This window comes from Leuconostoc fallax (genome assembly GCF_004354645.1).
In the GTDB taxonomy this organism is placed as follows: Bacteria; Bacillota; Bacilli; order Lactobacillales; family Lactobacillaceae; genus Leuconostoc_B; species Leuconostoc_B fallax.
Genome location: NZ_PUFI01000002.1, coordinates 70,853 through 90,842 on the forward strand (window position 1 = coordinate 70,853; position 19,990 = coordinate 90,842).

The window sequence follows — 19,990 nt, forward strand, 5'->3', positions numbered from 1 at the left end:
ATACTTATATAACTATGATGAAAAGGTGCGCAATAAATTAGTGAGCGATGTACATATTACAACTGAATACATCACTTTGACACAATTGTTGAAAGAAGAGAACATTATCTCAAGTGGTGGACAAGCCAAGTATTTTTTGGGTGACGATGATAACAAAGTGTTTTTAAATGGTGAACCTGAGAATCGACGCGGTAAGAAACTTTATGCAGGTGACCTTGTTAGTATTAATCATCAGGAATATACGATTAAACAAGCAGACAATGCAGCTGAATTAATACCCATCATGCAAGAAAAAAAGGCAGCACGTGCTTTAGCGGCTAAGCGAACAATTCGAGATGATCGCATTAAGTCTCAAAAAGCAGCGGCGGCAAAAGCAAGAAAAGAAGCACGATTTGAGAAAATACGGCGATCAAAAGGTCCAAGTTCATGGAACTCACATCGCTGAGTCTTCAAAATTATCGTAATTATCATGATTTATCCCTAACTTTTAGTTCTGGGGTCAATGTTTTTTTGGGTGAAAACGCACAAGGTAAAACTAATCTGTTAGAGAGTATCTATGTGCTTGCGTTAGCACGTTCACATAGAACGAGTAACGATAAAGATTTAATACAGTGGCAGCAAAAAGAAACCACTATTTCAGGCCGTGTTCATCGGCGAACGGGCGATTTACCGTTATCTTTGAACTTTTCTAATAAGGGAAAAAAGGCACGTGTTAATCATCTAGAACAATCAAAACTTTCTCAGTATGTTGGACAACTCAATGTCATTTTGTTTGCGCCAGAAGATTTAGAATTAGTTAAGGGTGCGCCTACAATTCGTCGGCGCTTCATTGATATGGAATTTGGGCAAATGAATCCGCTGTATTTGTATCATTCTGCGCAATATAAGAAAATTTTAAAAAATCGTAATGCTTATCTAAAACGGTTGCAATTAGGTCAAACAAAAGATACGGTGTTTTTAGATGTCTTAACTGAGCAATTGGTTGATACAGGCTCACAAGTTATTTTGGCGCGTCAGGCATTTTTGAAGAATTTAGAACTAGCAGCACAACCTATTCATACCGAAATTTCAAATCAACAAGAAAAATTAACTTTAAAGTATCAAAGTTCTGTTGATTTATCTGAAAATACTAATATTGATCAGATAAAAAGCCAATTTTTAGAAAGTTTAAGGCAACAGTATCAACGTGAGAAAAGTCAGGGGTCAACAGCACTTGGCCCGCATCGAGATGATGTCCAATTTTGGGTTAATGGTAAAGATGTTGCGACATTTGGTTCCCAAGGACAACAACGAACAGCAGCCTTATCTGTTAAATTAGCAGAGATTCATCTGATGCAACAAGAAACAGGGGAATACCCTGTTTTGCTATTGGATGATGTGTTGAGTGAGTTGGACGCAAGCCGTCAAACGCATCTATTGTTGGCCATCCAAGATAAAGTACAGACCTTTATTACAGCGCCAAGTCTTAGCGATGTGGCAAAACAGTTAATTCATGCCCCAAAAGTGTTTCACGTGAAACAAGGTCAAATAACTGTTGAATAGCATACATAATGATTACCAATGTAGATCAATTCTCTGGAGAAAAATATATGTCAGAAGATCAATTGAACGAATTTGAAAATAGCGAAATCATCACAGATGATGAAGAAATACAGCATGCTAGTACAGTGAAAGCGCAAGCAGCTGAATATAATGCTGATCAAATCCAAGTACTAGAGGGCTTGGAAGCGGTGCGTAAGCGACCTGGAATGTATATCGGGACAACGACTTCTCAAGGACTACATCATTTAGTTTGGGAAATTGTTGATAATGGTATTGATGAAGCTTTAGCTGGATTTGCACAGCACATTACTGTAACAATTGAAGCAGATAATTCAATTACTGTAACAGATGATGGTCGAGGGATTCCGGTAGATATTCAAACCAAAACTGGCAAACCAGCGTTAGAAACAGTCTTTACTATTTTGCACGCCGGCGGAAAATTTGGCGGTGGCGGATATAAGGTTTCTGGTGGACTACATGGTGTTGGTGCATCCGTAGTTAACGCTCTGTCAACTGAATTAGATGTTAAAGTGGTCCGTGAGGGTAAAGTTTATTACATGGACTTCAAAACTGGTCGGGTTAACACGCCAATGACTATTTTGGATGAAGCACCTACTATTGAACGTGGCACAATTGTTCACTTTAAACCAGATACAGATATTTTCCGTGAAACCATTACCTACAACTACAATACTTTATTGACACGTGTGCGTGAATTGGCCTTCTTAAATAAGGGATTACGTATTTCGGTTCAAGATAAGCGGCCAACAGATGCCGTTAAGGAATCGTTCCACTTTGAAGGTGGTATTAAAGAATACGTTGAGTACCTCAATAAAGATAAAAGCGTTATTTTCCCAGAACCTGTCTATGTGGAAGGTGAAGAAAAAGGGATTGTTGTTGAAGTTGCTTTGCAATATACAACAGAAGTTCGTGATAATTTACGTACTTTTACAAATAATATTAATACCTACGAAGGTGGGACACATGAAACTGGATTCAAGACAGCCTTGACGCGAGTAATTAATGATTATGCGCGTAAGAATGGGCAATTGAAGGAAAGTGCGGAATCATTAAGTGGAGAAGATGTGCGTGAGGGGATGACGGCCATTGTCTCAATCAAACATCCAGATCCACAGTTTGAAGGACAAACGAAGACTAAATTAGGCAATTCTGATGCCAGACAAGCAACAGATCGCATGTTTAGTGAAACATTCAGTCGTTTCATGATGGAAAATCCTGCTGTTGCTCGTCAAATTGTTGAAAAAGGTATTTTAGCGCAACGCGCACGTTTAGCTGCTAAGCGGGCACGAGAAATGACGCGTAAACAATCAGGACTTGAAATTGGTAATTTACCAGGGAAATTAGCAGATAACATCTCTAATGATCCAAGTTTGTCAGAACTATTTATCGTCGAGGGTGACTCTGCCGGTGGTTCTGCTAAACAAGGTAGAAATCGGGTCACACAGGCTATTTTGCCAATTCGTGGTAAGATTTTAAACGTTGGTAAAGCAACACTGGATAAAGTGTTAGCTAACGAAGAAATTCGTTCATTGTTTACAGCCATGGGAACTGGTTTTGGCAAGGACTTTGACGTTGAAAAGGCACATTATCATAAAGTCATCATCATGACTGATGCGGATGTTGATGGTGCCCATATTAGAACGTTATTGTTGACGCTATTTTACCGATATATGAGACCATTGGTGGATGCGGGGTATATTTATATTGCCCAGCCGCCTTTGTATGGTGTCTCCTTAGGTAACAATAAAGAAATGCACTATATTGATTCTGATGAAGAACTGGATGAGTTTCTTACTCAGTTACCATCACACATCAAACCTAAAGTACAGCGTTATAAGGGACTTGGAGAAATGGATTACGATCAGCTAGCTGATACGACAATGGATCCACAAAATCGGCGCTTGCTACGCGTTGATCCAACCGATGCTGAAGCAGCTGACAGTGTGATTGATATGTTAATGGGTAACGAAGTTGCGCCACGACGTGAATTTATTGAAGAAAATGCTGTTTTTGTAGAGAACTTGGATATTTAATGATTCAACTTATTCAAACGATTCAGTGAAATGGTTCGTTGACCATTTATGAGGAGTAAAAATTATGTCAGAACGAAATGACATGCGCATTAAAAATGCCAATTTGTCAGAACAAATGAAAACATCCTTTCTGTCATATGCAATGTCCGTTATTGTGGCACGTGCTTTACCAGACGTACGTGATGGTATGAAGCCGGTCCACCGACGTATTTTGTATTCTATGATTGAACAAGGAAATACACCAGATAAGCCACATAAAAAATCAGCACGTATTGTCGGGGATGTTATGGGTAAATATCATCCGCACGGTGATTCAGCGATTTATGAATCAATGGTACGCATGGCCCAAGATTTTTCTTATCGCCATATGTTGATTGATGGTCACGGTAACTTTGGTTCTGTTGATGGCGATTCTCCTGCTGCAATGCGTTATACTGAAGCACGATTATCTAAAATTGCGATGGAAATGATTCGTGATTTAAATAAAGATACGGTTAATTTTGTACCAAACTACGATGGTGAAGAACGAGAGCCAGAAGTATTACCAGCACGTTTCCCAAACTTACTAGTTAATGGTGCATCAGGAATTGCGGTTGGAATGGCAACAAGTATTCCAACACATAATTTGGGTGAAGTCATTTCAGCATTACACATGTTGATGGACAATCCTGATGTGACAACATCTGAATTGATGACGGCATTACCTGGACCTGATTTTCCAACTGGGGCTATTGTTATGGGAAAGTCTGGTATTCGTCGTGCCTATGAAACAGGTCGTGGAACAGTTACTGTTCGTGCTAAAGTTGATATTGAACAGACAAAATCTGGACGCGAACAAATTATCGTGACAGAACTACCATATATGGTCAACAAGGCGCGTTTAATTGAGCGTGTATCTGAATTAGTGCGCGATAAGCGTATTGAAGGGATTACGGGTATTCGTGATGAATCTGATCGTGAAGGCTTACGTGTCTCGATTGATGTGCGTCGTGATGCGTCGGCAAGTGTTATTTTAAATAATTTATATAAGCAAACGTTATTGCAAACGAGCTTTAGTTTTAACATGTTAGCTATCGATCATGGTAAGCCAAAGACGTTGAATTTAAAAGAAATTCTGGTTGCTTATCTGGAACATCAGCGTGAGGTTATTCGACGCAGAACTGCTTTTGATTTGAAGAAAGCGCAAGCACGTGCGCATATTCTAGAAGGCTTGCGAATTGCGTTAGATCATATTGATGCGATTATTAGCATTATTCGCTCAAGTAAAACCTCTGATGAAGCCAAAGGTCGATTAATTGAGAGTTATTCATTATCAGATAAACAAGCTCAAGCAATTTTGGACATGCGACTTGTTCGTTTGACAGGACTGGAACGCGATAAAATTGAAGATGAATATCGCAAATTAGAGGCATTAATTACTGATTTGAAAGATATTTTGGCACACTCAGCACGTGTTGATAAAATTATCTATAATGAATTATTAGATATTCAACAAAAATTTGGGGATGAACGTCGGACTGAATTACAAGTTGGTGACGTTACCAACATCGAAGATGAAGATCTCATTGAAGAAGAAGACGTTATCGTTACCCTAACTTCTAATGGCTACATTAAACGTGTACCAACCGCTGAATTCAAAGCACAAAATCGTGGTGGTCGTGGTGTTCAAGGAATGAATGTTCATGATGATGACGTCATTGAACAAATGGTATCAACTTCAACACACAATGCTTTGTTATTCTTTACTAATAAGGGTAAAGTTTATCGGATGAAGGGGTATGAAATTCCTGAGTACGGCCGACATGCTAAGGGCATTCCAGTTGTTAACTTGTTGAATTTTGACAATGACGAAAAGATTCAAACCCTCATCAGCGTCAGTGATCAAACGGCCGCAAGTGAGAGTTATCTCTTCTTCGTGACACAACTAGGTGTTGTTAAGCGAACAGCTGTGAAAGACTTTTCAAATATTAGAACGAATGGTCTAAAAGCGTTGACTTTACATGATGACGACGAAGTGCTTAATGTGATGATTACGAATGGTGAACAAAACATTATCATCGCAACGCATGATGGTTATTCTGTTAGTTTTTCTGAGTCAGATGTTCGTGTTATGGGGAGATCTGCAGCAGGTGTTCGTGGTATTAGATTGCGCGATGATGATATCGTCATTGGTGCAGATATTTTAAATCCCAAAGCGAATGTACTTGTTATTACCGAAAATGGTTATGGAAAGCAGACTGCAGCTACTGAGTATCCTATTAAGGGTCGTGGTGGTAAAGGTATTAAAACAGCTAATATTACAGCCAAAAACGGTTCACTTGTTGGTATGACCATTGTTGATGGCGATGAAGACATTATGTTGACAACCAATCAAGGTGTGATGATTCGCTTTACGGCTGATTCTGTCAGTCAAACTGGTCGAGCTACTTTGGGTGTTCGTCTGATTCGTTTGGAAAAAGAAACGAAAGTGGCAACCTTGGCTAAGGTTGATCCTGAGACCTTAGATACAGAAGGAACAGATAGTCAGGCAAAGGCAGTTGATGAGACGCAATCAGAGCAAGCGTCAGAATTATTATCACGTGCTCAAGATGATCAACAATCAACACATTCTGAAGAATAAAAAAGCCAGATATTAATCTGGCTTTTTTATTTATAACAGATGTGTTGTGGCTACTTACCAGAGCGCATCGAATTAAGGCCTATCGTGTTCATCCGGTGTTACATCTTTGCGGTTACCAGAACGAAAGTCTTGGTAAGGTTCAGCTGGGATAATTACCCAAGCCACAATATAGACAAGGATACCTGGTAAGAAGGGGAAAAATGATAGTAATACGAATATCAAACGTGTTGCTGTTGCGTTCCATCCGAAATATTCAGCAATACCACCAAGGACACCACCGAGAATACGATTTGAACGCGAACGTGTTAATCTTTTCTTATGACTCATGAGCTACCTCTTTTCAGTCAATCCATATAGTTAATTGTTATATTATTTATTGATTCTATTATATCGTTTTCAAGCTAAGATTGGTATTTTCACGCACGACATCAAGCGATTGTATATGTTTCACGTGAAAAAATATATTGAGTAATAACTAAAATGAATCATTACTTATTATCCTAGGTGCTTGACGGAATTTGATAATTACCGTAAACTAAAAATTAACTTGAAAGTAGTAATTGTTGTGTTTGTCCAGAAAGTTAGCGGGAATGAGAGCTAAACTAGCAACAGTTATGAATTACACAAGTCATGTATTGATATAAAATTTTAAATAATTTAGAGTGGCTGTGCCGTATGACGCAGCAATTTAGGTGGTACCACGGTATTAATCGTCCTAATCGTAGTTATTCGATTTGGGCGATTTTTTCGTAGGAAGGAAGAATGATGGATTTTTTGGAAGATTTGGAGTGGCGTGGTTCACTCAAACAGGTAACAGACGCAGCGGGATTACGAAAGGCAATGCAGGATGGGCAGATTGGCGCTTATGTTGGTGTTGATCCAACAGCTAGTTCGATTCATATTGGTAACTTAATTCCTTTGATGGTTTTAAAGCGATTCCAATTAGCTGGACATAAAGCTGTGATCATTGCTGGTGGCGGTACGGGAGCTATTGGTGATCCTTCTGGTAAAAAGAATGAACGCACTTTATTGTCTCTTGAACAAATTAATGACAATGTTGAAGCGCAAAAAAAGCAATTTCAGAAGTTATTTGGACATGATGATGATTTTTCTATCGTTAATAACAATGACTGGCTGGGACAATTAACATTACAAGAATTTTTACGTGATTATGGTAAGTTATTCTCTGTTAACGTTATGATTAAAAAGGATGTTGTGGCTTCTCGTCTAGATGCAGGTATTTCATTTACTGAATTCACATATCAAATACTACAAGGTATTGATTTTCATGAATTATGGCGCCGTGAAAATGTACGTCTGCAAATTGGTGGATCAGATCAGTGGGGCAATATTACGTCAGGTATTGATTTGATTCATACACTTGAAGGTAATGATGCACCAGCATTCGGTGTTACAATTCCATTAATGTTGAATTCAGATGGGACGAAGTTTGGCAAGTCAGAAGGCAATGCCATTTGGTTAGATGCGGAAAAGACATCACCTTACACATTCTATCAATTCTGGTTGAATCAAGATGATCGTGATGTGGTTAAGTATTTGAAGTTCTTTACTTTCTTGACTGTTGATGAAATTAACGAGCTTGAGGTAGAAGTTAAAGATAATCCTGGACAACGTCTAGCACAACGACGTTTGGCACAAGAAGTAACAAAATTTGTTCATGGACAAGCTGCTGTAGATGAAGCAGAGCAATTATCACAAGCGCTATTTAGTGGTAATATCAGTGATTTAAGTGTTAAACAAATTCAATCCGTATTTTCTGGTGTGCCAAGTTTTGAAGCAGAATCCCATGCAAAGAATATTGTAGATTTCTTAGTTGATGGTGGCGTGGAAAAATCAAAGCGTCAAGCACGTGAAGATGTTCAAAATGGGGCAATTACAATTAATGGTGAAAAAGTAACGGACGTAGCTTTTGAAGTTGACCCACAATCACATTATGAAGGACAGTATGTCTTAGTTCGACGTGGTAAGAAAAAGTATTTCCTAGGTATTGTTAAATAAACAATAGGAGTGTGAGATGATGAAAATTTTAATGTATGCAACGGTTGCTGATGAGTTACCTTATGCGCAAGCTTGGTCAGAAAAAACTGGTCATCAGATTGTAAATATTGAGGAGCCATTATCAGAGAATACAGTTCAATTAGCTAAAGGATTTGACGCGATTGTGACACAACAGACGATTGCTATCAAACCAATTGTTTACCAAACATTGTATGAACTAGGTATCAAGCAAGTCAGTTTGCGCCAAGTTGGCTATGATGTTTTAGATTTACCAAGTGCCTTTGCATCACATATACGCTTGTCTAATGTGGCTGCTTACTCCCCTCGTGCAATAGCAGAGTTTACATTAACACAATTGTTCAACATGATGCGTCATCAGAAAGCTTTTGACCGTGCAACGGTAAAGGGTGATTGGACTTGGGCAGCGGGTGGACAAGCACGTGAAATTCATCAACTAACAGTAGCTATTATCGGTGTTGGACGCATTGGTACGTCATTTGCTCAGATGCTTCATGCCCTAGGTGCCACGGTTCTAGGTGTTGATCCAGTTTATCATGCACAAAATGAGCCGTTTGTAACGTACACTACTTTGGATGAGGCATTAGCACAAGCGGATGTTGTGTCATTTCATACGCCGTTAAATGATGATACTCGGAACATGGCAGATAGTCATTTCTTTAAGCAATTAAAGCCCGGTACAATGCTCTTAAATATGGCACGTGGCGAAATTGTGGATATGGCTGTTTTAGAAGAAGCACTCGCAACTGGGCATATTAGTGCAGCAGCGTTTGACGTTGCGCCAAATGAAAATGATTTTATGAATCGTATTCAAGCGCCTGAAGATGTACCAGATAATATTCAACGTCTCATGCAGTATGACAATTTTTATCTCACACCACACATTGCATTTTATACAAATCTAGCAATCAAAAATATGGTGGAAATTGCATTAAATGATGCGATTCAGCTCACCACAGGTGGATTTACTGAAAATGAAATATTACGATAATAAAAAGCTACACAATGAGTGTGGCTTTTTATTATTGTGTAAAATATATCAAGTGATAAGATTGTGAAAAACATTATCCCAACAATGCTTATATTTCACAAGTTGCAAAATTCACGATGTTTTTTTCTAAAACAAAGAGGACTATACTATGGGCAGATTATAAATTAGGTAGCGCTTACAAAACAAATCGCTACACATAGAGAGGAAGTAACAAGATGGCTTATCAAACAATTAATCCTTATACAGATGAAATAATCAAAACCTACGACAATCATGACGATGCGTATGTTGAAGAGGCGATTGAAAAGGGACATCAACTCTACAAAAGCTGGCGTGATGATCCTGTTGAAAGTCGAGCAGGGTTACTCTATAAGCTTGCTGATATTTTTGAAGCACGTGCTGATGAATTGGCAAAAGTATTAACTGTAGATATGGGAAAGCGTTTCGTTGAGGCACAAGGTGAGGTTGCATTATGTGTAGCAATTGCGCGTTACTATGCTGATCATGCAGCTGACTTTTTAAAGCCAGAACCAATTCAATCAGAAATGGGTGAGGCACAGGTAATTTCTCGACCAACAGGTGTTTTGTTGATGGTTGAACCTTGGAACTTCCCTTATTATCAAATTATGCGTGTATTTGCACCAAACTATATGGCAGGAAACCCAATGCTGTTGAAGCATGCTAGTAATACACCAAGCTCTGCCGTTGCCTTTGAAAAAGTTGTAAAAGAAGCGGGGGCACCCGACGGTAGTTTAACGAATTTATTTGTTGATTACGATCAAGTTAATCGTATTATTGCAGATGATCGTGTACAAGGTGTTGCGTTAACTGGTTCAGAGCGTGCGGGTCAATTGATTGCTGCTGAAGCGGGTAAAAATATGAAGCAGAGTTCACTAGAGCTTGGTGGTAGTGATCCATTTATTATCCTAGATGATGCTGATTTATCAGAAATCAAGAAAATCATTGCTGGTGCGCGGTTGTACAACGCTGGCCAAGTATGTACATCATCAAAACGTTTTATTGTTACTGAAAAAAATTACGATAAACTAGTAGCGATGCTAAAGGAAGCGTTTAGTGAAGTGAAATTGGGAGATCCAATGTCTGGAAAAACGACATTAGCGCCATTAAGCACTAAGCGTGCCAAAGAAAATTTGACAAAGCAAGTGCGTGCGGCTGTTGAAGCTGGCGCAACGCTTGCATTTGGTAGCTTAGAACAAAATCAGCCAGCGGCTATGTTCGAGCCAGTTATTTTGACAAATATTACCAAAGATAATCCTGCTTATTATCAAGAGTTCTTTGGCCCAGTTGGTCAAATTTACAAAGTAAAGAATGAAGATGAAGCTGTTGCACTTGCAAATGATTCGCATTATGGCTTGAGTGGCGTGCTCTTTGCGGGCGATCCCGAACATGGTGCAGAAGTTGCTGCCCGAATTGAAACCGGCGGCGTCTTCGTGAATAGTTTTGGTGGCACTTTACCTGAATTACCATTTGGTGGTGTTAAGAATTCTGGATATGGTCGAGAGTTAAGCCACTATGGTATTGATACTTTCGTTAACAAGCAGCTCATTGTTACAAAAAAGCAGCCTATTGACCTAAATCACGCTACGGGTGGTTTTGTTTAAAATATGGCATCAAAAAAGCTTAACGATAACGTTAAGCTTTTTTAAAACATAAAAATATGCTTTATCTGTCCTAGAATAATAGCGAAATAGTGCATGCGTTGCCTCCTTAATTCGTACTGTCTTAGTATACGAAGTGACGGTGCATCACACTAAATACTTTTAGCCATTTTTGTATAACGTCTGGATACTGGTACCTCATCTTGATTGGACATCAACATTGTTTTATTTTGTGTATTGTAATAGTGAGCATGGTACTTATTAATGATATAGCCAGCGTGGACACGTAATAAATCATCGTGTAATTGGCAGCAGTCTTTCAAATTAGCACGCAATTGATAAATACGTGTTGTGGTGTGTATTTCAATATTATGTGAATTGGGGATGCTGGCAATGTATAGGATGTCGTTGAGGTCGAATTTGAGATGTGGATGTTGTGTTAAATGTAACCAAACTGGTTCACGTTGTGACATTAATTCAAGATGATTGAGTGCAACACTGATGGCTTCGTTCAGCTGTTGCTTAAAGTTGCTTTCAGGTCCTGATTTATCAATAAAGTCAAGGACCCCGATTTGATAGCGATACGTTTCAATGGCTAATTCTTGGTGTGTGGTGACAATAATGATCTGGGATTGACTATCATATTGACGAATCGCTTTAGCCGTGGATAAACCAGCATGAACAATATCTTTAATCTCTAAATCTAACAGAACAATAGTAGGCTTGGCTTCATTTTTTAGCGCCTTTAATAAAGCCGAGGGATTATCAAAACGATTGAGTGTCAATGGTGCTGCGTACTCAGTATGTTCAATGAGGTATTGGATGCGTTTTTGTTGTTGTAAATTGTCTTCAAGTAAATAGATATTCATAAGTTTTTTTGGATAGTAAAATTTTGCTGGAAGGTCTTGGGTGTAGCATGTAGTTCGCTAGATAACTCCATAAATGGATATTTCTCTATGAATTGCTGTAATATGGCTAAACCAAATCCCTGATGATCTGTCTTGGTTGAGAAACCTGATTGATGCATGCGCATTAAATCAGGCGCGGTTAGGTAAGTATTTTTGACTTGGATTGCAATATGTTGCTCGTATTCGATAAAAATGACATGCACTGTTTTATCTTTGCTGGCTGTTGCTGCCTCAATGGCATTATCCATAAGAATAGCAAGCGGACGGTATATATCCAAAATATTATTGAATCGCTTAAAATTGATATGTTCTGTGATTTCGATGGTAAAATTAATTCGCTTTTGTGTGGCTTGATGATGTTTTAAAACTAATAGTCCTTTTAAGCTAGCCGAATCAATGAAATGGAGATTTTGTATTGTTGCGCATTTTAGCAAGGACTTAGTCGGTTGAATCAAAGTATAGTAAATATTTTCAACATCATCGAAGTTCCGAGCAACAATCGCACATTCTAGGCTGGCTAGAATGTTTTTATAGTCATGTTGAAAATAGTGATGTGTGATGTTGGTCTGTTCTAAGGCTTGTGCATAGTTATTGATTTCTTTAATGGTGACTTCATGATTACGTAAATCTAGTTTTAAACGCCAAAATTGATTGCAGATAATCGGAACACAGATAAGGCTACATATAAGCATTAAGATAAAAATATCTAGCCAAATCGCACCTATAAATACATGATTAATAAACCAATAACCGATCATATCATTCAGTACTCTGATACCGATTGTGGTACATAGTAATACCATGGTAAATGTTTGATGTTTAGACAAGTAGTCTGTGGAATACCAACGGAGATGGTATTTTCTAAAAGCAAGTACCAGAAATAAAGATAAAATAGATAGCGTTGTCAATGCTAGAATGTTGGTTAATAAAATAGATGGGGATGGGAATAATGTCGTATACAGATTCTTTGGCCAATATACAATCAGGTGAGCTAATAAACTAAAGAGTGCGATAATGCGTTTTGGCAAATGTCGCATAAAATAGCAAGCTAAGCCGAACAAAATAATAAAATAGCATGAACTATTTACTGTTGTGTAGTAGCCTTCGGGTATTAATGGGCTCAAAAAGTGAACGGCAATAAGACTAGATAGCGCAATGAACCAGAATTTTTTTGGCCATGATTTTTGACCAAGTAATGTGATAAACCATAATAGCGATGTAACCGCATCAATGATCGTTACAATGATACTCACTAATATCAGAAAAAATAAAAACATAGAGGTAACCTTTACTTATTAAAATATTCACAATCTCAAAGTAATAGTATACCACATATATTAATGATTAAATCAGCACTACTTAGGTAGGACTTGGTTCTTTAATGTTACTGTACTAACACTGGTCAGTTGTTCATTAGTGTTAGTAATATTGACTTGCCATACTTGAATTGTGCGACCAATGGATATAGGTTTTGCTGTAGCGATCAGACAACCCGATGTCACTGGTTTTAAGTGGTGCGTCATAATATCAATACCAACTGCTACGCTACCGGATGTTTGTAGATTCTCATTTGCCCCAACTGAAGCAGCAGTTTCCGCCAATAAAGCATTAATGCCACCATGTACAATACCGTATGGCTGTTGAATGCTTTCTGTGACATTTAGGGTCATGATGACTTGATTTTGAGTGAGTTGTTTTGTGTTTATACCTAAAAGTTCTATAATATTCATAAGTATTAATCCCCTTTGAAAGAGAGTATAGCATGACAACAACTTGGACACCGGTAAAACAGTATCACGAGATTTTATTTGAAGTGAATGCTGATGGCGCAAATCCTGGCAAAATAGCTAAAATTACGATGAATGATCCAAAAACACATAATGCATTCACACCAGGAATGGTAAATGAAATGATTGAGGCATTTTCGATAGCACGTGACAATGCTAAAATCGGTGTTATTATTTTAACTGGTGCTGGTGATGAAGCTTTCTCTTCTGGTGGCAACCAAAAAGTTCGCGGTAATGGTGGTTATGTCGGTGATGATGGTATTCCGCGTCTTAATGTGTTAGATTTACAGCGTTTAATGCGTATTATTCCAAAACCGATTATTGCAATGGTTAAAGGTTGGTCAGTTGGTGGTGGCAATGTTTTGCAATTAGTCGCAGATTTAACAATTGCAGCTGACAATGCAAAGTTTGGTCAAACAGGTCCTAAGGTAGGTAGTTTTGATGCTGGTTATGGCTCAGGTTACTTGGCAAGAGTCATTGGTCATAAGCGTGCTAAGGAAGTTTGGTTTTTAAATCACTTCTATAGTGCACAAGAAGCCTATGCGATGAATTGGATTAATCGCGTTGTACCATTATCTGAAGTTGAAGTAGCAACGATAGAATGGGCTGATGAAATGTTAATGAAGTCACCAACGGCATTGCGCTTCATAAAAGCGGCTATGAATGCTGACACCGACGGATTGGCAGGACTACAGCAATTTGCTGGGGATGCCACAATGCTTTATTACACTACAGATGAAGGTAAAGAAGGACGAGATGCCTTCAAAGAAAAGCGTTCACCAGAGTTTGATCAATTCCCTAAATTCCCTTAAGCGTACAAAAACAGTGTCATTTGCTATTAGCGAATGACACTGTTTTTTATTACCATGATTTTTAGTCGAATGAAATCGATAGTAATGGGAGTATATAAGGATAATATCCGAACGAAATAGCGATAAAAGGGGTGTGGCGCAAGTAAAAAAGAAAAGGGGGTAAAAAGGGCGAAAAAAGGGAAAAAAGGTGTTGACGGTAGCGCACAGGGTTGGTATAGTAATATATGTTGTTTGGCGGAAACGTCAAGCAGGCCAACGGATTGAGCGACTAGGGCGCACCAAGAAATGCAAAAACATTTCAAAAAGGTGTTGACAAGCGTTTGATTAGATGGTAAGATATAAAAGTTGTTTCGTAAGGAAACAACGACATCGCAAGATGTCAGGTAGCACATTGAAAACTGAACAAAACTTTGATAAACAAATGTGTCGGGTCACTATTTTACGAAATAGTGTAAAGAAACAATTTGCGAAGTCAATTCGTAACAAACAATAAACGGATACGCTATAGCAATATAGCAAGTCAGTTAACATTGAAGAGCAATCTTCAAACTTTTAAAATGAGAGTTTGATCCTGGCTCAGGATGAACGCTGGCGGCGTGCCTAATACATGCAAGTCGAACGCTAGTCGCGGACCTGATCACTTCGGTGAGACGTAAAGCATATGGCTAGAGTGGCGAACGGGTGAGTAACACGTGGACAACCTGCCTCTAAGCAGGGGATAACATTTGGAAACAGATGCTAATACCGTATAACAACGCATTTCGCATGAAGTGTGTTTAAAAGGGGCTTCGGCCTCACTTAGAGATGGATCCGCGGTGCATTAGTTAGTTGGTGAGGTAAAGGCTTACCAAGACGATGATGCATAGCCGAGTTGAGAGACTGATCGGCCACATTGGGACTGAGACACGGCCCAAACTCCTACGGGAGGCTGCAGTAGGGAATCTTCCACAATGGGCGCAAGCCTGATGGAGCAACGCCGCGTGTGTGATGAAGGCTTTCGGGTCGTAAAGCACTGTTGTATGGGAAGAATAGTTAATGTAGGAAATGATGTTAATGTGACGGTACCATACCAGAAAGGGACGGCTAAATACGTGCCAGCAGCCGCGGTAATACGTATGTCCCGAGCGTTATCCGGATTTATTGGGCGTAAAGCGAGCGCAGACGGTTCGTTAAGTCTGAAGTGAAAGCCCACAGCTCAACTGTGGAATGGCTTTGGAAACTGGCGAACTTGAGTGCAGTAGAGGCAAGTGGAACTCCATGTGTAGCGGTGGAATGCGTAGATATATGGAAGAACACCAGTGGCGAAGGCGGCTTGCTGGACTGTAACTGACGTTGAGGCTCGAAAGTGTGGGTAGCAAACAGGATTAGATACCCTGGTAGTCCACACCGTAAACGATGAGTGCTAGGTGTTAGGAGGTTTCCGCCTCTTAGTGCCGGAGCTAACGCATTAAGCACTCCGCCTGGGGAGTACGACCGCAAGGTTGAAACTCAAAGGAATTGACGGGGACCCGCACAAGCGGTGGAGCATGTGGTTTAATTCGAAGCAACGCGAAGAACCTTACCAGGTCTTGACATCCTTTGAAGATGTTAGAGATAATATTGTTCTCTTCGGAGACAAAGTGACAGGTGGTGCATGGTCGTCGTCAGCTCGTGTCGTGAGATGTTGGGTTAAGTCCCGCAACGAGCGCAACCCTTATGTTTAGTTGCCAGCATTTAGTTGGGCACTCTAGACAGACTGCCGGTGACAAACCGGAGGAAGGCGGGGATGACGTCAGATCATCATGCCCCTTATGACCTGGGCTACACACGTGCTACAATGGCGTATACAACGAGTTGCGAACCGGCGACGGTAAGCTAATCTCTTAAAGTACGTCTCAGTTCGGATTGTAGTCTGCAACTCGACTACATGAAGTCGGAATCGCTAGTAATCGCGGATCAGCATGCCGCGGTGAATACGTTCCCGGGTCTTGTACACACCGCCCGTCACACCATGAGAGTTTGTAACACCCAAAGCCGGTGGGCTAACCTTCGGGAGGTAGCCGTCTAAGGTGGGACAGATGATTAGGGTGAAGTCGTAACAAGGTAGCCGTAGGAGAACCTGCGGCTGGATCACCTCCTTTCTAAGGATAAACGGAAACCGACGCTGACTTAAATGTCAAATTTGTAATCAAAAGTTTTGTTTAGTTTTGAGTGTGGTACTTTTAAATAGGTATCATAGTCAAGAATGCCTATGGGGAATTAGCTCAGCTGGGAGAGCACCTGCTTTGCAAGCAGGGGGTCAGCGGTTCGATCCCGCTATTCTCCATAGCCGATGTCGTAAGATGTTGGCGTGATGAACATTGAAAACTGAATAGTAACAAATTCTTTTTTTGAAAGATATCGAAAGATATCAAAAAAATTGAACCGAGAAACAACATCAAGTTCTTTAATAAAGAACGGTTTAATCGCAGGTTGTGTTAAAGCAACCAACTCATAAACTGATCGATAGCACTGTGAGGTGTTATCCGGTTAAGTTAATAAGGGCGCATGGTGGATGCCTTGGCACTAGGAGCCGATGAAGGACGTGACTAACTACGATAAGCTTCGGGGAGCGGTAAGTACGCTATGATCCGGAGATTTCCGAATGGGGAAACCTAACATCTTAGGATGTTACTAATACATGAATACATAGTGTATTAGAGGAATACGCTGTGAACTGAAACATCTCATTAGCAGCAGGAGCAGAAAGAAAAATCGATTCCCATAGTAGCGGCGAGCGAAGTGGGAAGAGCCCAAACCAGCATGCTTGCATGTTGGGGTTGTAGGACTGTCGTTGAGTTACCAAGTAATGATATAGGTGAACAAGTTGGGAAGCTTGATCAAAGAGGGTGATAATCCCGTAACCGAAATATGATTACCTCTAGACAGGATCCTGAGTACGGCCGGACACGTGAAATCCGGTCGGAATCCGGGAGGACCATCTCCCAAGGCTAAATACTCCCTAGTGACCGATAGTGAACCAGTACCGTGAGGGAAAGGTGAAAAGCACCCCGGAAGGGGAGTGAAATAGTTCCTGAAACCATGACGCCTACAAGAAGTCAGAGCTCGTTAATGAGTGATGGCGTGCCTTTTGTAGAATGAACCGGCGAGTTACGGTATCGTGCGAGGTTAAGGTGGAAAGACCGGAGCCGCAGCGAAAGCGAGTGTGAATAGCGCGAATAGTACGATGCTGTAGACCCGAAACCAGGTGACCTACCCATGGTCAGGATGAAGGTGAGGTAAAACTTACTGGAGGTCCGAACCGGTGCATGTTAAAAAATGCTCGGATGAACTGTGGGTAGCGGTGAAATTCCAAACGAACCTGGAGATAGCTGGTTCTCTCCGAAATAGCTTTAGGGCTAGCCTCATAATAAGCATACTGGAGGTAGAGCACTGTTAAGCCTAGGGGCCCATCTCGGGTTACCAAAGTTTGATAAACTCCGAATGCCAGATATGTATGTATGGGAGTCAGACGGTGAGTGATAAGATCCATCGTCGAAAGGGGAACAGCCCAGATCGCCAGTTAAGGTCCCTAAATATATGTTAAGTGGAAAACGATGTGAAAGTGCATAGACAACTAGGATGTTGGCTTAGAAGCAGCCACCATTTAAAGAGTGCGTAATAGCTCACTAGTCGAGTGCCTTTGCGCGGAAAATGTACCGGGGCTAAACATATTACCGAAACTGCGGGTGTACTTTAAAGTACGCGATAGGAGAGCGTTGTATAGGCAATGAAGGTAGACCGTGAGGACTGCTGGAGCGTATACAAGTGAGAATGCCGGTATGAGTAGCGAAAGACAGGTGAGAATCCTGTCCACCGAATGACTAAGGTTTCCTGGGGAAGGCTCGTCCACCCAGGGTTAGTCGGGACCTAAGGCGAGGCCGAGAGGCGTAGTCGATGGATAACAGGTTGAGATTCCTGTACCAATGCTAATGCGTTATCACCGATGGAGGGACGCAGGAGGCTAACAGAAGCGCACGGTTGGAAAAGTGCGTGTAAATAGTAAGTCTAGTGAAGAGTGAAATGCTTTTGACTGTTAGGACAAGCTATGATGCGGATCGAAATAAAGTAGAGAAGTCTGTGATGTCACACTGCCGAGAAAAGCTTCTAGGGAGTATTAGGTTGCCCGTACCGCAAACCGACACAGGTAGTCGAGTAGAGAATACTAAGGTGAGCGAGAGAACCCTCGTTAAGGAACTCGGCAAAATGACCCCGTAACTTCGGGAGAAGGGGTGCTGACTTCGGTCAGCCGCAGTGAATAGGCCCAGGCGACTGTTTATCAAAAACACAGGTTTCTGCAAAATCGTAAGATGAAGTATAGGGGCTGACGCCTGCCCGGTGCTGGAAGGTTAAAAGGAGTGCTTAGCTTCGGCGAAGGTGCGAATTGAAGCCCCAGTAAACGGCGGCCGTAACTATAACGGTCCTAAGGTAGCGAAATTCCTTGTCGGGTAAGTTCCGACCCGCACGAAAGGCGTAACGATCTGGGCACTGTCTCAACGAGGGACTCGGTGAAATTTAAATACCCGTGAAGATGCGGGTTACCCGCGACAGGACGGAAAGACCCCATGGAGCTTTACTGTAGCTTGATATTGAGTGTTTGTGCTGCTTGTACAGAATAGGTAGGAGACGTAGAAACCGGAACGCTAGTTTCGGTGGAGTCAAAAGATGGGATACTACCCTCGTTGTATGACCACTCTAACTCTGGCCACTAATCGTGGTCGAAGACAGTGTCTGGCGGGCAGTTTGACTGGGGCGGTCGCCTCCTAAAAGGTAACGGAGGCGCTCAAAGGTTTGCTCAGAATGGTTGGAAATCATTCGTAGCGTGTAAAGGCACAAGCAAGCTTGACTGCGAGAGCTACAACTCGAGCAGGTACGAAAGTAGGACTTAGTGATCCGGTGGTTCCGCATGGAAGGGCCATCGCTCAACGGATAAAAGCTACCCTGGGGATAACAGGCTCATCTCCCCCAAGAGTCCACATCGACGGGGAGGTTTGGCACCTCGATGTCGGCTCATCGCATCCTGGGGCTGTAGTCGGTCCCAAGGGTTGGGCTGTTCGCCCATTAAAGCGGTACGCGAGCTGGGTTCAGAACGTCGTGAGACAGTTCGGTCCCTATCCGTCGCGGGCGCAGGAAATTTGAGAGGAGCTGTCCTTAGTACGAGAGGACCGGGATGGACATACCGCTGGTGTACCAGTTGTTCTGCCAAGGGCATAGCTGGGTAGCTACGTATGGATGAGATAAACGCTGAAAGCATCTAAGTGTGAAACTCGCCTCGAGATGAGATTTCCCATTCGAAAGAAGTAAGACCCCTTAGAGAAGATGAGGTAGATAGGCTAGAAGTGGCAGCGCTGTGAAGTGTGAAGCGGACTAGTACTAATAGGTCGAGGACTTAACCAAAGCAAAGTCCAATGAGTGGTTCAAGAAAGAGAAAAGAATAAGTTACTATTTAGTTTTGAGTGTTGATCACTCAAGGTGTCGTATTGATAGCATAGAGGATACACCTGTACCCATTCCGAACACAGAAGTTAAGCTCTATAGCGCCAAAAGTAGTTGGAGGATCGCTTCCTGCGAGGATAGGACGATGCGATGCCGTACATAGCAA

Annotated in this window: 12 protein-coding genes, 1 tRNA gene and 3 rRNA genes; 12 read left to right on the plus strand and 4 right to left on the minus strand. The window is 41.1% G+C overall.

The window, feature by feature from the left end:
• Positions 1-25: 25 nt before the first annotated feature.
• The 4 genes from yaaA (at position 26) to gyrA (ending at position 6,216) form a co-directional block, all read left to right on the plus strand.
• A complete protein-coding gene (gene yaaA / locus C5L23_RS00370) occupies positions 26-445 on the plus strand; it encodes a S4 domain-containing protein YaaA (RefSeq protein WP_133264130.1) in 420 nt (139 codons plus the stop codon).
• On the plus strand, positions 427-1,542 hold the full coding sequence (gene recF, locus C5L23_RS00375; RefSeq protein ID WP_133264131.1) for a DNA replication/repair protein RecF: 1,116 nt from the start codon (positions 427-429) through the stop codon (positions 1,540-1,542). The genes yaaA and recF overlap by 19 nt, the downstream gene beginning before the upstream one ends.
• A 47-nt stretch (positions 1,543-1,589) precedes the next feature.
• Positions 1,590-3,596 carry a DNA topoisomerase (ATP-hydrolyzing) subunit B gene (gene gyrB / locus C5L23_RS00380; protein ID WP_133264132.1) on the plus strand — a complete coding sequence of 669 codons (2,007 nt, stop codon included), beginning with the start codon at positions 1,590-1,592 and terminating at the stop codon, positions 3,594-3,596.
• A gap of 64 nt (positions 3,597-3,660) precedes the next feature.
• The gene (gyrA, locus tag C5L23_RS00385) at positions 3,661-6,216 is read left to right on the plus strand and encodes a DNA gyrase subunit A (protein WP_010006868.1); all 2,556 of its coding nucleotides are present in this window, start codon (positions 3,661-3,663) and stop codon (positions 6,214-6,216) included.
• Between the two features lie 72 nt (positions 6,217-6,288).
• On the opposite strand, the gene C5L23_RS00390 is transcribed toward gyrA, so the two are convergent.
• Positions 6,289-6,543: a PspC domain-containing protein gene (locus tag C5L23_RS00390; protein WP_010006869.1), complete on the minus strand. Its 255-nt coding sequence runs from the start codon at positions 6,541-6,543 to the stop codon at positions 6,289-6,291.
• A gap of 438 nt (positions 6,544-6,981) precedes the next feature.
• Here C5L23_RS00390 and tyrS point away from each other — a divergent pair, with 438 nt between their 5' ends.
• The 3 genes from tyrS (at position 6,982) to C5L23_RS00405 (ending at position 10,866) form a co-directional block, all read left to right on the plus strand.
• On the plus strand, positions 6,982-8,235 hold the full coding sequence (gene tyrS / locus C5L23_RS00395) for a tyrosine--tRNA ligase (protein ID WP_010006871.1): 1,254 nt from the start codon (positions 6,982-6,984) through the stop codon (positions 8,233-8,235).
• Between the two features lie 19 nt (positions 8,236-8,254).
• Positions 8,255-9,244: a D-2-hydroxyacid dehydrogenase gene (locus tag C5L23_RS00400; RefSeq protein WP_010006873.1), complete on the plus strand. Its 990-nt coding sequence runs from the start codon at positions 8,255-8,257 to the stop codon at positions 9,242-9,244.
• Positions 9,245-9,459: 215 nt separating this feature from the next.
• Positions 9,460-10,866, plus strand: a complete 1,407-nt coding sequence (locus C5L23_RS00405) for an NAD-dependent succinate-semialdehyde dehydrogenase (RefSeq protein WP_133264133.1) — start codon at positions 9,460-9,462, stop codon at positions 10,864-10,866.
• Between the two features lie 149 nt (positions 10,867-11,015).
• Here the strand turns inward: C5L23_RS00405 and C5L23_RS00410 are convergent, their stop codons facing one another.
• The 3 genes from C5L23_RS00410 to C5L23_RS00420 form a co-directional block, all read right to left on the minus strand.
• Positions 11,016-11,732, minus strand: coding sequence for a LytR/AlgR family response regulator transcription factor (locus C5L23_RS00410; protein ID WP_010006874.1), 717 nt, complete (start codon positions 11,730-11,732; stop codon positions 11,016-11,018).
• Positions 11,729-13,048: a GHKL domain-containing protein gene (locus C5L23_RS00415; protein ID WP_133264134.1), complete on the minus strand. Its 1,320-nt coding sequence runs from the start codon at positions 13,046-13,048 to the stop codon at positions 11,729-11,731. The genes C5L23_RS00410 and C5L23_RS00415 overlap by 4 nt, the downstream gene beginning before the upstream one ends.
• Positions 13,049-13,126: 78 nt before the next feature.
• The gene (locus C5L23_RS00420; protein WP_010006877.1) at positions 13,127-13,501 is read right to left on the minus strand and encodes a PaaI family thioesterase; all 375 of its coding nucleotides are present in this window, start codon (positions 13,499-13,501) and stop codon (positions 13,127-13,129) included.
• A gap of 32 nt (positions 13,502-13,533) precedes the next feature.
• Here C5L23_RS00420 and menB point away from each other — a divergent pair, with 32 nt between their 5' ends.
• The 5 genes from menB to rrf all read left to right on the plus strand — a co-directional run bounded on the left by menB (position 13,534) and on the right by rrf (position 19,978).
• Positions 13,534-14,370 (plus strand): 1,4-dihydroxy-2-naphthoyl-CoA synthase, encoded by an 837-nt coding sequence (menB, locus tag C5L23_RS00425; RefSeq protein WP_010006879.1) that lies wholly within the window; start codon positions 13,534-13,536, stop codon positions 14,368-14,370.
• A gap of 553 nt (positions 14,371-14,923) precedes the next feature.
• Positions 14,924-16,490, plus strand: a 16S ribosomal RNA gene (locus tag C5L23_RS00430).
• Between the two features lie 112 nt (positions 16,491-16,602).
• Positions 16,603-16,675, plus strand: a tRNA-Ala gene (locus tag C5L23_RS00435).
• A 201-nt stretch (positions 16,676-16,876) separates the two neighbouring features.
• A 23S ribosomal RNA gene (locus C5L23_RS00440) occupies positions 16,877-19,785 on the plus strand.
• A 76-nt stretch (positions 19,786-19,861) separates the two neighbouring features.
• Positions 19,862-19,978 (plus strand): 5S ribosomal RNA (rrf, locus tag C5L23_RS00445).
• Together the 16S, 23S and 5S rRNA genes with 1 tRNA gene alongside form the textbook arrangement of a ribosomal RNA operon.
• The last annotated feature ends 12 nt before the right edge of the window (positions 19,979-19,990 follow it).